Origin of the sequence: Paenibacillus enshidis (assembly GCF_042136365.1) — a bacterium.
GTDB lineage: Bacteria > Bacillota > Bacilli > Paenibacillales > Paenibacillaceae > Paenibacillus > Paenibacillus enshidis.
On the sequence record NZ_JBHHMI010000010.1, the window covers coordinates 62,496 to 76,385 of the forward strand.

At 48.7% G+C, this 13,890-nt stretch carries 14 protein-coding genes; 6 read left to right on the forward strand and 8 right to left on the reverse strand.

The genetic code is table 11. The annotated features are described in order from the left end of the window. Positions 1 to 39: 39 nt before the first annotated feature. Complete coding sequence (locus tag ACE41H_RS13250; RefSeq protein WP_375355745.1) at positions 40 to 456, reverse strand: hypothetical protein; 417 nt, start codon at positions 454 to 456, stop codon at positions 40 to 42. Positions 457 to 748: 292 nt separating this feature from the next. Between ACE41H_RS13250 and ACE41H_RS13255 the strand changes: the two genes are divergently transcribed. After that, complete coding sequence (locus tag ACE41H_RS13255) at positions 749 to 1,546, forward strand: SDR family NAD(P)-dependent oxidoreductase (protein ID WP_375355746.1); 798 nt, start codon at positions 749 to 751, stop codon at positions 1,544 to 1,546. A gap of 244 nt (positions 1,547 to 1,790) precedes the next feature. On the opposite strand, the gene ACE41H_RS13260 is transcribed toward ACE41H_RS13255, so the two are convergent. The 7 genes from ACE41H_RS13260 to ACE41H_RS13290 all read right to left on the reverse strand — a co-directional run bounded on the left by ACE41H_RS13260 (position 1,791) and on the right by ACE41H_RS13290 (position 9,837). After that, positions 1,791 to 2,444: a GntR family transcriptional regulator gene (locus tag ACE41H_RS13260; protein WP_375355747.1), complete on the reverse strand. Its 654-nt coding sequence runs from the start codon at positions 2,442 to 2,444 to the stop codon at positions 1,791 to 1,793. 371 nt (positions 2,445 to 2,815) lie between these two features. Further along, positions 2,816 to 3,796 (reverse strand): ABC transporter ATP-binding protein, encoded by a 981-nt coding sequence (locus ACE41H_RS13265; protein ID WP_375355748.1) that lies wholly within the window; start codon positions 3,794 to 3,796, stop codon positions 2,816 to 2,818. Beyond that, entirely contained in the window at positions 3,780 to 4,769 is a 990-nt protein-coding gene (locus ACE41H_RS13270; RefSeq protein ID WP_375355749.1) for an ABC transporter ATP-binding protein, read from the reverse strand. The genes ACE41H_RS13265 and ACE41H_RS13270 overlap by 17 nt, the downstream gene beginning before the upstream one ends. An 87-nt stretch (positions 4,770 to 4,856) precedes the next feature. After that, positions 4,857 to 6,119 (reverse strand): M20 family metallopeptidase, encoded by a 1,263-nt coding sequence (locus ACE41H_RS13275; RefSeq protein ID WP_375355750.1) that lies wholly within the window; start codon positions 6,117 to 6,119, stop codon positions 4,857 to 4,859. A 146-nt stretch (positions 6,120 to 6,265) separates the two neighbouring features. Continuing rightward, positions 6,266 to 7,855, reverse strand: a complete 1,590-nt coding sequence (locus ACE41H_RS13280; protein ID WP_375355751.1) for an ABC transporter substrate-binding protein — start codon at positions 7,853 to 7,855, stop codon at positions 6,266 to 6,268. A 37-nt stretch (positions 7,856 to 7,892) separates the two neighbouring features. Next, positions 7,893 to 8,798: an ABC transporter permease gene (locus ACE41H_RS13285; protein WP_375355752.1), complete on the reverse strand. Its 906-nt coding sequence runs from the start codon at positions 8,796 to 8,798 to the stop codon at positions 7,893 to 7,895. A gap of 28 nt (positions 8,799 to 8,826) precedes the next feature. After that, positions 8,827 to 9,837, reverse strand: a complete 1,011-nt coding sequence (locus ACE41H_RS13290) for an ABC transporter permease (protein ID WP_375355753.1) — start codon at positions 9,835 to 9,837, stop codon at positions 8,827 to 8,829. A 326-nt stretch (positions 9,838 to 10,163) separates the two neighbouring features. Between ACE41H_RS13290 and ACE41H_RS13295 the strand changes: the two genes are divergently transcribed. The 5 genes from ACE41H_RS13295 (at position 10,164) to ACE41H_RS13315 (ending at position 13,667) form a co-directional block, all read left to right on the forward strand. After that, a complete protein-coding gene (locus ACE41H_RS13295) occupies positions 10,164 to 10,493 on the forward strand; it encodes a PadR family transcriptional regulator (RefSeq protein ID WP_375355754.1) in 330 nt (109 codons plus the stop codon). A gap of 13 nt (positions 10,494 to 10,506) precedes the next feature. After that, on the forward strand, positions 10,507 to 11,376 hold the full coding sequence (locus ACE41H_RS13300) for a pentapeptide repeat-containing protein (protein WP_375355755.1): 870 nt from the start codon (positions 10,507 to 10,509) through the stop codon (positions 11,374 to 11,376). Positions 11,377 to 11,392: 16 nt separating this feature from the next. Continuing rightward, complete coding sequence (locus ACE41H_RS13305) at positions 11,393 to 12,163, forward strand: ABC transporter ATP-binding protein (RefSeq protein WP_375355756.1); 771 nt, start codon at positions 11,393 to 11,395, stop codon at positions 12,161 to 12,163. Continuing rightward, a complete protein-coding gene (locus tag ACE41H_RS13310) occupies positions 12,164 to 12,931 on the forward strand; it encodes an ABC transporter permease (RefSeq protein WP_375355757.1) in 768 nt (255 codons plus the stop codon). Positions 12,932 to 13,061: 130 nt separating this feature from the next. Then, positions 13,062 to 13,667 (forward strand): YjgB family protein, encoded by a 606-nt coding sequence (locus ACE41H_RS13315; protein WP_375355758.1) that lies wholly within the window; start codon positions 13,062 to 13,064, stop codon positions 13,665 to 13,667. Positions 13,668 to 13,890: the final 223 nt, after the last annotated feature.

Here is a 13,890-nt window from a genome sequence, read left to right on the forward strand (position 1 = left end):
GAGAATACTGCTTCATGGACACGCTGGACTCTCTTACGATCAGCCGGGGCTCGAATTCCACCCGCTCATATTCGATATGGTACCTTGATTCAGATACTCTAACAGCATCTTTCCTGCTTCGTTCAAAGATATATGGATAGAGGGTTTTTCCTCCTTCATTTGCTTTAGAGCCGCTTCATACCTTTGAACTGTCCGTTGTTCGCCAGCTATTAACTTTTCTATTTTATCCTCATAATTTTGAATGTTTAGCTGCTCATTTGCTATTTGCTTTTCAAGTGTTTCCTGAAGGTTGTATATTTGATCGTTCAGATGATCCTTTTCGATTTCCAGGTCAGTGGTTTTATTGCGATAAAATTGCGTAACTTCCTCCATTTCAGACAACTTTGCCTGCAAAGAGACATTCTCAGATATTAAAAGTTCGTTTTTTTGTTGTAAACGAGTCTGGTTTTTTTCCAAGCTCCTCATTAGTTTCTTTAAGCTTTCCGCTTAGAAAACGTAGAGATGTTACGGTCTCTGCGTTTTTCTATTTTTCACTTTAGTTTTTACCAAATTGTTTTGATATGAAATTAAATCTGAAATATTCCATTGTTATACTCATGCTTGTGACTAATACTTTTTTATGTAGTTCAACCAAAATTTCTATTGATTAGTATGTCAATTTCGTGACAAAAAAATATATATAATATATAATAACAGTATAGATTTATATATTATATATAATCCAATAAAAGATTTAGGAGGTATTTTCATGACAAAAGGCTCAAGATTACAAGATAAAGTAGCTTTAATTACAGGAGCTGCAAAAGGTATGGGGGCAATGCATGTCCGTATCTTTGCAAGTGAAGGAGCAAAAGTTGTAGCAACAGATTATAATTATGAAGGTGTACAGCAAGTAGTAGATGAGGTAAATAAGGAATTCCCAGGTTCAGCAGTTGCTTATAAACTAAATGTAGCAGATGAAAATGACTGGATAGAAGTTACTAAAAAAGCATACGAAAAATTTGGTAGATTAAATGTACTAATTAATAATGCTGGTATTTTAGAAAGCGCAACCTTTGATAAATTAACACACGAACAATGGAATCGGGTAATGGACGTAGATACATGGGGCGTCTTCATCGGTATGCGTAATGTTCTACCATATATGAAAGAAGAAGGTGTTGGTTCTATTATCAATTTGTCGTCCATTGCAGCAATTAATGCAAGCGGCGGTCTATCAACTTATACAGCTGCAAAAGGGGCTGTAACTGCATTAACGCGTGCTGCCGCAATTGAATTCGCACCATTTAATGTACGTGTTAACGCAGTACATCCAGGAACTATTGATACAGACATGTTCCGAGAAGGATTCCCAACAGATGAATTACGTCACGCTGCAATGCAAGGTCAACCTTTAAAGCGTGTTGGTAAAACAGAAGAAGTTTCTTATTTAATGGTATATTTAGCTAGTGATGAATCAGGATTTACAACAGGCACTTCTCAAGTAATCGATGGAGGATATACTGTACAAGCAGGTGATATTGCAGCTGTTCCTTCAGAAGAATAAATTTAATATAAAAAAAGACTTATCTAAAATTAAAAAACCTACCTTTAGGTAGCTCAGCTTGCAGAAAAACCCCCATTTTTTAAAGTATGATTTTGAATAAAGGGGGTTTTTTGTTGTTTTATTTTTATTTGACCACAACGTAGTGATATTTAGACATAATAAAACCACTTTATGTTGTGGGTGAATTCATGGAAAATTCTGCTGAAACTTTCTCGACAGCCTAGCTACCTTTTGGTAGCTGATTTTATATAAAAAATGTCTTAAGTGATAGGTCTCTTAATGACATTTTAGCTTCTTCATATTGTTCATTTATAATTGCATTAACAGCAGTAGATAAAAGATCCTCCCTATTTTTTAAATTCTCTTCCTTTTTCCATTTTACTTGTGAATATGCATTTGTAATATAAGTAATTTGTGTGTAAAAGTTTAAAAAAGCCTCGTTGTTTGCTACTTCAAAAATATAACGACATGTGTAATCACACTGCATTGCAAAATCAATAATTTCTTTATCTTCCAAGAACTTTCTAGCAATTGAAAAACGATTCATTAATGTTTGATATTTTTCGTCCGACCACTTACCGATTGAGTAATTCACACCAATGTTAAAGATCTCTGTCAATGCTTGAGTATAGTCTTCCATTACTTTTTCAGAAATAGATTTTACGCGAACACCTTTTCGTGGAATTCTTTCAATAATTTTTGTGTTTTCCAAAATAAAAAAAGCTTCCCTTACAGGAATATTACTTACATCTAATTCTTCAGCAATTGTATTTTCTGTTAGACGTGATCCTTGTGGAAATTCACCCATGAAAATCTTTTTCATAATATAATGGGCAATCTCTTGTGATAATGGCTTCCCTTTTTGTTTGTTAAAAGAGTAGTCGATAAAATCTTTCATTATTAAAATCCTCTTTCTAATTAATTTACTATATTATATAGTAAATTTTCTTATTCGAGAAATTGAGAATACTAAATATTTTGTTCAAATTAATGAAGATACAAAGGAGGAGTGAATAAATAAACAAAGGGCCCATGGCCGGATTCGTGTAGAATGAAAGTTCCTACACCCACATTCACACAAGGAGAATCCGCCATGAGCTACACGCAGCGGCTGCAAGCGGAAGTTCTCTTGCGTTTCAGTAAGAAAATCCCCTCCGATCTGCAGTATTGAATTCATTGTAACATGAACTCTTTTTTTCACTGTCTACCGTGAGGGGATAATAGCACTTAAGTTGATGAGGATTCTTCGATTGTAATATGCTCTGTCTTCTATTCCGGCTTGGAAGTTGGATACAAGTGACACGCAACCTGCCGTCCGCGGGCCGCCTCGGCAAACACGGGCTGGATCTTGCTGCAAATGTCCATGGCTGCCGGGCAGCGGTTATGGAACGCGCAGCCCTTTGGCGGGTTCTCGGGGCTTGGCACATCACCCTTCAGGACGATCCGCTGCAGGTCCGCTTCCGGGTCAGCAACCGGTACGGCGGACATCAGGGCCTTCGTGTACGGATGCAAAGGCTCCTGAAAGATTTCCTTCGTCGGCGCCAGCTCAACCAGTTTTCCAAGATACATGACGCCGACCCGGTCGCTGATGAATTTCACGACAGAAAGATCATGGGAGATGAACATATACGTCAGGTCGTACTGCTCCTGCAGATCCTTCATCAGGTTCAGCACCTGGGCCTGGATGGATACGTCCAGCGCGGATACCGGTTCATCGCAGACGATGAATTTCGGATTCAGGGCGAGTGCTCTTGCAATGCCGATCCGCTGGCGCTGTCCTCCGGAAAATTCATGCGGATACCGCCCGGCATGATAGGACGACAACCCGACAACCTCCAGCAGCTGGTCAACCCGCTGCTTAAGCTCCGTTTTGCTTACATTTTCATGGGTAATCAGAGGCTCCTCCAGCACCTGCTGCACCGTCCATCTGGGATCAAGCGAAGCGAACGGATCCTGGAACACCATTTGCATATCCGTCCGGAATTTGCGTAATTGCTCGAGATTCAGACTGCGCACGTCCGTGCCGTTGAAGATAATCTCGCCGTCCGTAGGCTCAATCAGCCTGAGGATCGCCCGCCCGGTCGTGGATTTGCCGCAGCCGGATTCCCCTACAATCGCCAACGTCTCTCCCTTCTGCACCGTCAAGGTCACGCCGTCAACGGCCCGGACAGCTCCGACCTGTTTGGAAAACAGGCCTTTTTTGATCGGATAATGCTTCTTCAAGTTGCGAACCTCAAGCAGTGTGCTCATGATATCCCTCCTGCTGCAGCAAACAGCGGCATTTATGCCCTGCTTCCACTTCTTCCAGCTCAGGCGCATTGGCACGGCAGATGTCCTGGGCAAATTGACAGCGCGGCGCGAATCTGCAGCCTTCCGGCATTTCCAGCGGATTCGGTACCTGCCCGGGGATGGAGGCCAGCCGTTCCTGCTCGCTGTTGAGCTGCGGCAGGGATGCCAGCAGGCTTTTGGTATAAGGGTGCTTCGGATTTTTGAAAAGAGTCTTCACATCCGTCTCCTCCACGACCTGACCGGCGTACATGATGACGACCCGGTCACACATTTCTGCAACTACGCCAAGATCATGCGTGATCATCAGGATGGACGTGCCTTCCGTCCGCTGCAGCTCTCTCATCAGATCCAGAATCTGCGCCTGGATGGTCACATCCAGCGCCGTTGTCGGCTCATCCGCAATGAGCAGCTTTGGGTTGCAGATCATGGCCATCGCGATCATCACCCGCTGCCGCATCCCGCCGGACAGCTCATGCGGATAGGAGACAGCGACTTTCTCCGGGCGGGGAATTCCGACCTTGGTCAGCATTTCCACCGCCCGCAACATCGCTTCCTTCTTGCCTACGCCCTGATGATATCTGACGGCCTCGGCAATTTGCTTGCCCACCCGGAATACCGGATTAAGCGAGGTCATCGGCTCCTGAAAGATCATGGCAATGCGGTTGCCGCGGATTTGGCGCATTTTTCGCTCCGAAAAGGCGAGCATGTTCTCACCCTCCAGACGAATCTCCCCGGCGGCCACCTTTCCTAGCCCTTTCGGGAGAAGCTGCATAATGGACAGGGATGTGATGCTTTTGCCGCAGCCGGATTCGCCGACGATCCCGAGGGTTTCTCCTTTATCCACCGCCAGATCCACGCCATCCACTGCCCTGATCACACCTGCGGCTGTTTTGAATTCGGTGCGAAGGCCGGTCACTTCAAGCAGCTTGGCCATCTCTCCATCCCTCCTGTTCCAATATAATCAAAATCATTGGGGTACTCCGTTAGCCTGATGTTCGTTCGATGTTCAGGCTTCAGCTGTTTATTTACCGGCATCCAAATATTTCAGCGCAGTCAGCGCGTATACTTTGGCCGATTGAATGATCTGCCATACCGGCGCTTTTTCATTAAAGTTATGAATGGTCGGCAGCTCCGCCGGACCATACTGCAGGACAGGGATGTCGTACTTGCGGAATGCGCGCGCATCGCTGGTCGCCCACTGCAGCACGCCATACGCCTCCTTGCCGCTCACTTCGGCAATCGATTCCACCAGATCATGCACGATGTCCGTAGTTGGCGGCGTCCAGTTCGCATTGCCGAAAAATCCGAACTGCTTCAGCTCGCTATGAATGCCCACACCTGCCAGCAGCTCCTTCGCTCTGGCCAATACATCCAGGTAGTCCACGCCAAACGGCACGCGCGAATCGACCTGCACGGTGCAGCGGTCCGCCACCACATTGACCTTGGTTCCACCCTGGATTGTTCCAATGTTGACCGTCACATGGTCAAAGGCCTGCCCATATTCCGGTGTTCTTTCCTCGGCTACATACCGTTTGGAGATTTCAATAATTTCTTTCACTTCTGCTGGAATATCAGGTTTGATATCCCAGAGCTGCTGCAGGGCTTCGATGCCCCGGGCCGCTTTCAGAATCGCGCTTTCGCCCGCGATCGGCTGCAGGCTGCCATGTCCGGGTGTGCCTTCCACCGTAAACTCAAACCAGCAGCTGCCCTTCTGGCCAATCGTCGGATTTTGCGGCCCTGACGGCTCCGCGATCACGGCCGCCGTTCCGTCGATAAACTTGCGTTCCAGCATCCACGGCACACCGAGATGACCGCCGGTTTCCTCGTCAGGCACGACCAGCAGCGACAGGCAACCATCGAGCGGAACTCCCAGCTTGGACAGCAGGGCGACTGTAAAGATCAGGCCCCCAAGGCCTGCCTTCATATCCGAAGCGCCGCGTCCCAGCAGATAACCGTCGCGAATCTCACCGCAGAACGGGTCAAAATCCCAGCGGGACAGATCCCCCGCAGGCACAACGTCCGTGTGGCCACAGAAAATGAGCCGTTTTCCGCCAGCTTCCGGCGAGCCATAATCAGAAACAAGATTCCACATCTTCGGTTCAGCTTCATAAACGGCCGTTCCAATGCCCGCCTCCTTCAGATAGTCCATGATAAACTGGCTGATTTCCCGCGAGTCGCCTGGGGGATTTTCGGAAGGAAACTGAATTAACCGCGAGCAGAACTCCAGCAGTTCATCCTGCCGTTTATCGATTTCTTCCAGTATGAGCTTTTTCCAATCTGTCATATCGGTTCATCTCCTCTGCATTTATGGACAGTCCATTGGGACGAACTAACCACGAAATCACGAATCACGAAATACGAATCATGAGCCACGAATATGACAGCCCCCGGCTATTCATTGACCAGGGGCGTCATGGCGGGCTTCCGAAATTATTGCTTGTTCAACGAATAGAAGCGGATCACCTCATCTGGATAGTACACATATCCGCTGATATTTTTGTTCATGCCCGCAATCCGGTTGTATTCATAGAGGTAGGCCCATGGCGCTTCGGAAGTGATGATTTCCTGGGCTTTGCCGTACAGCTCCTTGCGGACGTTTTCGTCCTGCTCCGTGCTGGCCTGCTCCCACAGCTTATCCACTTCAGCATTGTTGTAGTGCATATAGTTGGAGGAGCCCTTGCTGTACATCAGGAAGCCGAGATGATAACCCGGATCGTTAACGAAAGAGGTCCATTTGGAAATATAGGCTGTCAGGTTGCCTTCACGCTGCTGTTCAAGGAACTGCGCACGCGCAACGTTAACGACGTTCATCGTTACCCCGATTTTGGCGAGCTCAGCCTGAATCAGCACGGCATCATCCGCCCAGTCCTGGAACCCGGAGCCAAGGGTCAGATCGAAGGTGAAGCCGTCAGGATAGCCCGCTTCGGCCAGCAGCTGCTTGGCTTTTTCCAAATCGTAGGTGTAATTATATCCGGCATCCGTATATCCCGGCGTGTTGCTCGCAACAGCGCTCTTCATCTGCTTCCCCTGTCCGTACATCACATTATTGATCAGCTGATCGTAAGGAATCGCATAAGAGATGGCCTGACGCACCTTCGGATTGTCAAACGGCTTCACGTTGTTGTTCATGGCAAAATACAAAATCCGGTTACTTGCGTTGGATTGAACCTTCAGGTTCTCATTGCTTTCCAGGGTCGCAACGTCCTTCGGCGGAATTTCAATGGCCATATCCACGTCGCCTTTATTCAGCAGCAGCACACGGTTGGAAGCCTCTTTCGTAAACTTCATGTTGACCTTGCTGACCTTTGGCGCCCCCTGCCAGTAGTCCGGGTTCGCGTTGAACACCGCTTCAGTAGCCGGGTCCCATTTTTCCAGAAGGAAAGGTCCGGAGCCCGCTTCATTCGTTTTCAGGAAGTCTCCGTCGCCTTTTTCCTTCACAAGCACATCATCGACAATGGAGAAGTTATACAGGGAAATCATCTGCAGGAACATATGATTTGGCTTGGACAGCTTGACTTCAACGGTGTGATCGTCCACGGCGGTCACCGTATCGATGGCGCTCATTCCGTACAGGAAGCTGCCGGAGTCCGAATTTTTCAGGCGCTCAAAGGAAAACAGCACAGAATTGGCTGTCAGCGGGTTACCGCTGTGAAACTTGACGCCTTCACGCAGATGGAACGTATAGATCAGCTTGTCATCGGAGACATCCCAGCTTTCCGCCAGCATGGGCTGAATGTCTTCGGTATTGGCGATTTCGCCGCCTTCGGAGGACTTCGTTCCGTAGGTGACAAGCTGGTCATACAAGGCAAGCACCAGCGTGTCGGACGTCAGATCGCTGGCTTCGGCCGGATCCATCGTCGAACCGCCTTCAGAATAAGCAATGGTGACCGCTTTCGGTGCAGAAGAACCGTCCACGCCGCCGCCGCCGTTAGAGGCCGCCTGATTGGCGTTGCTCGCACAGCCTGCCAGCCATAGAACCATGGACATGGCGATGAGTAAATAAAGACTTTTTCTGAGCATTGCATTTTCCCCCTTGCTGACTTGTGCTTTATATTAGTTATTTGCTGGAGCGCAGCCTTGGATCAAGTACATCCCGCAGACCGTCCCCAAGCAAATTGAACCCTAAAATGGCTGTAGCAATTGCGAGTCCGGGAAAAGTAACAATCCACCATTCTCCCGATATGATATAAGCGCGTCCTTCCGAAATCATGGCCCCCCACTCCGCCGTCGGCGGCTTGACCCCAAGGCCAAGGAAGCTGAGGCTCGCGGAGGTCAGAATGGCAAACCCCATGCCCAGCGTGGCATTGACCAGCAGCGGAGCAAGCGCGTTCGGGAAAATATGTCTGAATAAAATGGTGGAATCCTTCACCCCAATCGCTCGGCTGGCTTCCACAAACTCTTTTTCCCTCAGGGAAATGGTCTGGCCATGAATGAGTCTGGCGAATTCGGGAATGCCCACAATACCCACGGCAATCAGAGCGCTGAGCAGCCCCGGGCCCATCGCGGCCGCGATAGCCATGGCCAGCACCAGTGAAGGAAAAGCAAGCAGGATGTCCATACAGCGCATAATAATGCTGCCTGTCCGTCCGCCGTAATACCCGGCAATCGCTCCCAGCGGAACCCCGATCACAAAGGAGATGGATACGGCGATCATGCCCGTCCATATGCTGATTCTCGCCCCATAAACGACACGGCTGAATATATCGCGGCCGTAATTATCCGTACCGAACCAATGCCCGGCGCTTGGAGGCAGCAGCTTGTTGACCGGATCGGTGCCATACGGATCATGCGGAGCAATCCATGCGGACAGAATTGCCGTCAGCATCCAGCCCAGGATGAATATCAGTCCGATTACAGCCAGTTTGTTGCGAACCAGCAGCCGCCAAAAGGTCGTTCGCTTCCCCGCGGAAGCCTGCGGCTGTCCGACAGCCGTTTTGACCGCTGCATCACTAGCACTGCTCATTTCAGTCCCCCCTGTCTCTCTCTTCTATTTACTCAAAGCGGATACGCGGATCGAGCCACCCATAAATCAAGTCCACAGCCAGGTTGATAAAGCTGTAAATCAGCGCGCTGACCAAAGTGAAAGCCTGAATCGGCGCATAATCCGCAGCCAGGATAGAATCCGTTACGTAGCTGCCTACCCCCGGCCAGGTGAAAATCGTTTCCGTGATCACGGCGCCCCCAATCAAATAGCCAACCTGCAGACCCAGCACCGTAAGCGTCGGGATAAAAGCGTTGATAAGCGCGTGTTTGTAAATGACGATCCATTCCCCAAGCCCCTTGGCCCGTGCAGTACGGACAAAATCCTGGCCGATCACCTCAAGCATGCTGGAACGCATCATTCTGGCCACGATGGCCATCGTACCTGTGCTGAGACAAATGGCAGGCAGAATCAAATGAGAAATGCTGCTCTTCAATGCCACGAAATCCCCGCTTAATAAGCTGTCCACCACATAAAGCCCCGTAATATGCGTCGGCGGATTCAAGTCATTGCTGATCCGGCCCATCGGGGCGGGAGCGATACCCAAGGTCGCATAGAAAATGTAGATAAACAAAAGCCCGATCCAGAAAATCGGCATACATGCGCCGATCAGGGAGAACACCCGCGAAATATGATCGATGATCGATTCTTTGCGCGTAGCCGCCAGAATTCCCACTGGAATCGCTACCAGAATCGCCACAATGAGACTGGCCAGAGCCAGTTCGATGGTCGCCGGAAACCGTGTCGCAAAATCACTGGCCACCGATTGTCCGGTGTGATAGGCCTCACCAAGATTCCCCTGCAGCAAGCCGCCTGTATAATGAAAGAACTGAATGTACAGCGGCTGATCAAGCCCCATGCTTTTGCGGATATTTTCAATCGTTTCCGGTGTTGCCTGTTCTCCCGCAAGCATGACGGCAGGATCGCCAGGCAGAACCCTTGAAATAATAAAGGTAATGATGACAATTCCCAGCAGTGCCGGGATCATTTGAATCAGCCTGCGAATGGTGTAGATAACCACTGCCTTTCCCCCTTTTTATACGGATGCAGCGCATCCTCTCTTGTCATGTTTGCATTCCCCTCATGTTATATTTGTTATCCCGTTTGCGATTTTTTCAATTGTACTGTAAGGATCACATCTGTTCCTATGTACCCTGCAAATAAAAATATGTTGTTTCTTTTGTCATTTGAGCACAAATAAAACATTGAATGTAATGTATCGTACAAGCTTATTAGACAAATATGTAAATTTATATAACATGTTTTTTTCAACAAAGTAATATAATCAAAATACTACCTTGACAGTCATAGTAATATGCCGTATCATGCAGATGTGGGGGTGATTGAATGAGCGAGAACAAGATCACATCCGACCTGCTGCGCGGACATACCGATACGATGATTTTACGGCTCTTGTCCGAAGCTGATCATTACGGTTACGAGATTGTCAAGCTGATTGCCGAGCGTTCGGGTGGCGAGTATGAACTAAAGGAAGCCACGATGTACTCCAGCTTCCGGCGGCTAGAAGCAGACGGCGACATCGAGTGGTATTGGGGCGATGAATCACAGGGCGGACGTCGCAAATATTTTAGGATTACCGAGAAGGGCAAGGATACTTACGCCCGTAACAAAAGCAACTGGGAGTATGCAAAACGCGTGTTAGAAAACTTATTATAAGGGGAGATTTGAGATGACGAATCCAAAATTAACGGATTATCTGAACAGCGTTTTTACGCCATACGATGGGGTAAAAAGCGTCACCGAATTAAAGGCCGACCTGCTCACCGATTTGCAGGAGCGTTACCGTGAACTCAAGGCTGAGGGCAAGGACGATGAAACCGCGTTTCAGATGACGGTTGAGGGGATCGGCGACATCGAGCAAACGATTCTGGAGGTCGCCAACCTCTCCCGCTCGCTGCAACGGCAAGTCGTGACCAACTTTAGCGGCAGCAACCTGGCGACAAGCGACTTTGCAGGTGTTACGGCCCATAAAGGACAGTTTAATGGCAGCGCCTTGCACGGTTCCGATTTTTCGGGTGCAGATTTGACCGGCAGCTCGTTTAAGGGCAGCGATGTACGTGATGCCAATTTTGACGGCGCGAATCTGACGGACTGCAGTCTGTCCGCCCTTGACCTGAGGAATGCAAGCTTCAACAAGACGATTCTTGTACGCACCAACTTCAGTGCGGCAGGCCTTGACGGAGCCAAATTCACAGGCGTAAGACTGACCGACGTGACATTAACGACGACCGATCTTAGAAAAACGATTTTCGAAGGTTGTTTATTTGATGGAGTGGACTTCAATTACTCCGATATGAGCGGGCAGTGTTTCGACCGACAGACGTTCATAGGTGTTAAGTTTGACCGAGCGGCATTAAACAACGTTTCGTTCAGGGGCGCTACATTCAAAAATGTTTCTTTCCAGTCCGGGTTTACAATTTCCAAGAAATACTTTCGTGCGATCAAGACCATCTGCTTTGACGGCGCAACGATGGATAAACTAACCTTTGCGCTGCTCAAGGGCATGGAAGCCGATTTGTCAAAAGTTACTGTCATTTAATAAGGGAGGGGATCCGATGCAAACCGTGCAAACCAAGTCCATTCAAGTAAAAGGACTGCAAAAATCCTACAAACAGCTCCAAGTGCTGAAGGGCGTAGATTTCGAGGTGGAGAAGGGTAGTATTTTCGCTCTGCTCGGCTCCAACGGGGCGGGCAAGACAACGGTTGTCAAAATCCTTACCACGCTGCTCAAACCGGACGGCGGAACCGCCGCCGTAGGCGGATTTGATGTCGCTTCAAAACCCGATCATGTGCGGCAGGTGATCAGCCTGACCGGGCAATTTGCCGCCGTGGACGAAATGTTAACCGGACGGGAAAATTTGATTATGATTGCCAAGCTGCGGCACCTCAAAAATCCACGTCAGGTGGCGGATAACATGCTTAAACGCTTCAACTTGACAGACGCCGCCGACCGCAAGGCATCTACTTATTCGGGTGGTATGCGCCGCAGGCTCGACATCGCCTTGAGCCTTGTAGGAAATCCGCAGCTCATTTTCCTCGACGAGCCGACGATCGGACTTGACCCCGAAGCGCGCATCGAGGTTTGGAGGATTGTCAAAGAGCTTGCCGACGGCGGCACGACCATATTTTTAACCACACAGTATTTAGAGGAGGCTGAGCAGCTTGCTGACCGGATTTCCATACTGCATGAGGGTAGAATTATCGCCAGCGGCACGCTCGATGAACTGAAAAAGCTGTTCCCGCCAGCAAAGGTGGAGTATGTGGAAAAACAACCTTCATTGGAGGAGATATTCCTCTCAATCGTTGGTAAAAAGGAGGAGAAGTAAATGGAGACGGCAAAAAATCACTTTTTCAGCGATATGGGCGTGATGCTTGGACGTTCCATGCGCCATATTTTCCGCAGCATGGACACCATCATCACGGTCTGCATCACTCCGATTGCGATGATGCTGCTGTTCGTCTATGTGTTGGGCGGCGCAATCCAAACCGGCACAGATAACTATGTGAATTACCTGCTGCCCGGCATCCTGCTGATTGCGATTGCTAGCGGAATATCCTATACGGCTTACCGCCTGTTTTTGGATAAGCAACGAGGTATAATTGAGCGGTTCCACTCCATGCCTATTTCGCGTTCCGCCGTGCTGTGGGGGCATGTGCTGACCTCGGTGGTATCCAACGCGATATCCGTTGTCGTCATCATTCTCGTAGCGCTCATTATGGGCTTTCGTTCGTCGGCAGATATACTGTCTTGGCTTGCCGTAGCCGGTATACTCGTGCTGTTTACGCTGGCTTTGACCTGGGTCGCAGCGATTGCCGGACTGTCCGCAAAATCGGTGGAAGGTGCAAGCGCGTTTTCCTATCCACTTATCTTTCTGCCATTTATCAGCTCGGCGTTTGTGCCGACCGAGTCCATGCCGCTTGTCGTTCGCGTCTTTGCCGAAAACCAGCCGGTAACCTCGATCGTGGAAGCCATCCGTGCACTGCTGTCAGGTCAGCAGGTCGGTAATGATATATGGATTGCGCTTGCGTGGTGCATCGGAATTATGCTCGTGGCTTATATCTTTGCGATGAGGGCGTATAAAAAGCGGATGTGAATGTCTGCCTGAGACAATTACAAAACTTTAAATTATTCTGTTACTTTTCCCTGTTTTATATCCTGTATATTGGTTAAATGACAGACAGACTGTCACCAATTTTCTTTTTTCCTGGGAGGAGCTACACAGCATGAGCATAAAATACAGAACGAAGTCAGCTGCGAAAACGGTTATAGCCATGGGAATCATGGGTGCGGCGGTTTTCGGCACAACTGTCCCCGCCTCCACTCCGCTCATGTCCGCTTCCAGCGTCGAAGCAGCTGCAGCTACTAGCGACAGCGTAAGCGCGGAGCAGAAGCAAATGGCCATTGACACGCTAAATTCCTTCTATAAACCTGCTTTGAAGGGACAATTTCCGGGAGCCGTCAGCGGCTTTACGATTGGCAAAACCAAACGGACCGAAGTGATCAAAAAGTTCGGGGAGCCTGCAGAAAAATCGGGGAATTTTGAATGGTATACCGCCAATATGGGAAATCCCGGTTACGCTTTTGCCTATAAATCCGGTGTGATCAATGAAATACGCTATTTTGGCACAAATGTAGAACGGCAGACCAACATCGGCGGCATCACGATCAGCATGCTGTGGCAGCAGTGGTCCAAGCCAACACACAGCACCACCATACGCAACAGTGGTAAACAGCAAATCAAAGTAACTTACCTCAGAGGCGATTACAAGCTGGATTTTATTTTCAATTCCAGAACCGACCTTGATCATATCAATCTGACCAAAGCATAATTTACGAACAGCGGCAGCGCGACGAACGGCATCCAACCATCTTCAGCGCTGCCTTGAAGCTGCTGCATTGGTTGGATTTTGACTTAGTTGCAGGTACTGCAAGCCGACGAAATTAACGGGGAATGTTGATTCAATAGAGGGGCGACGTTTAAAGAGCCAGCGTTTCCTCCGTAATTTTTCTAATTTGAAGCCTCTCATGGCTAAAGCCGCGAGATTCCTGGGT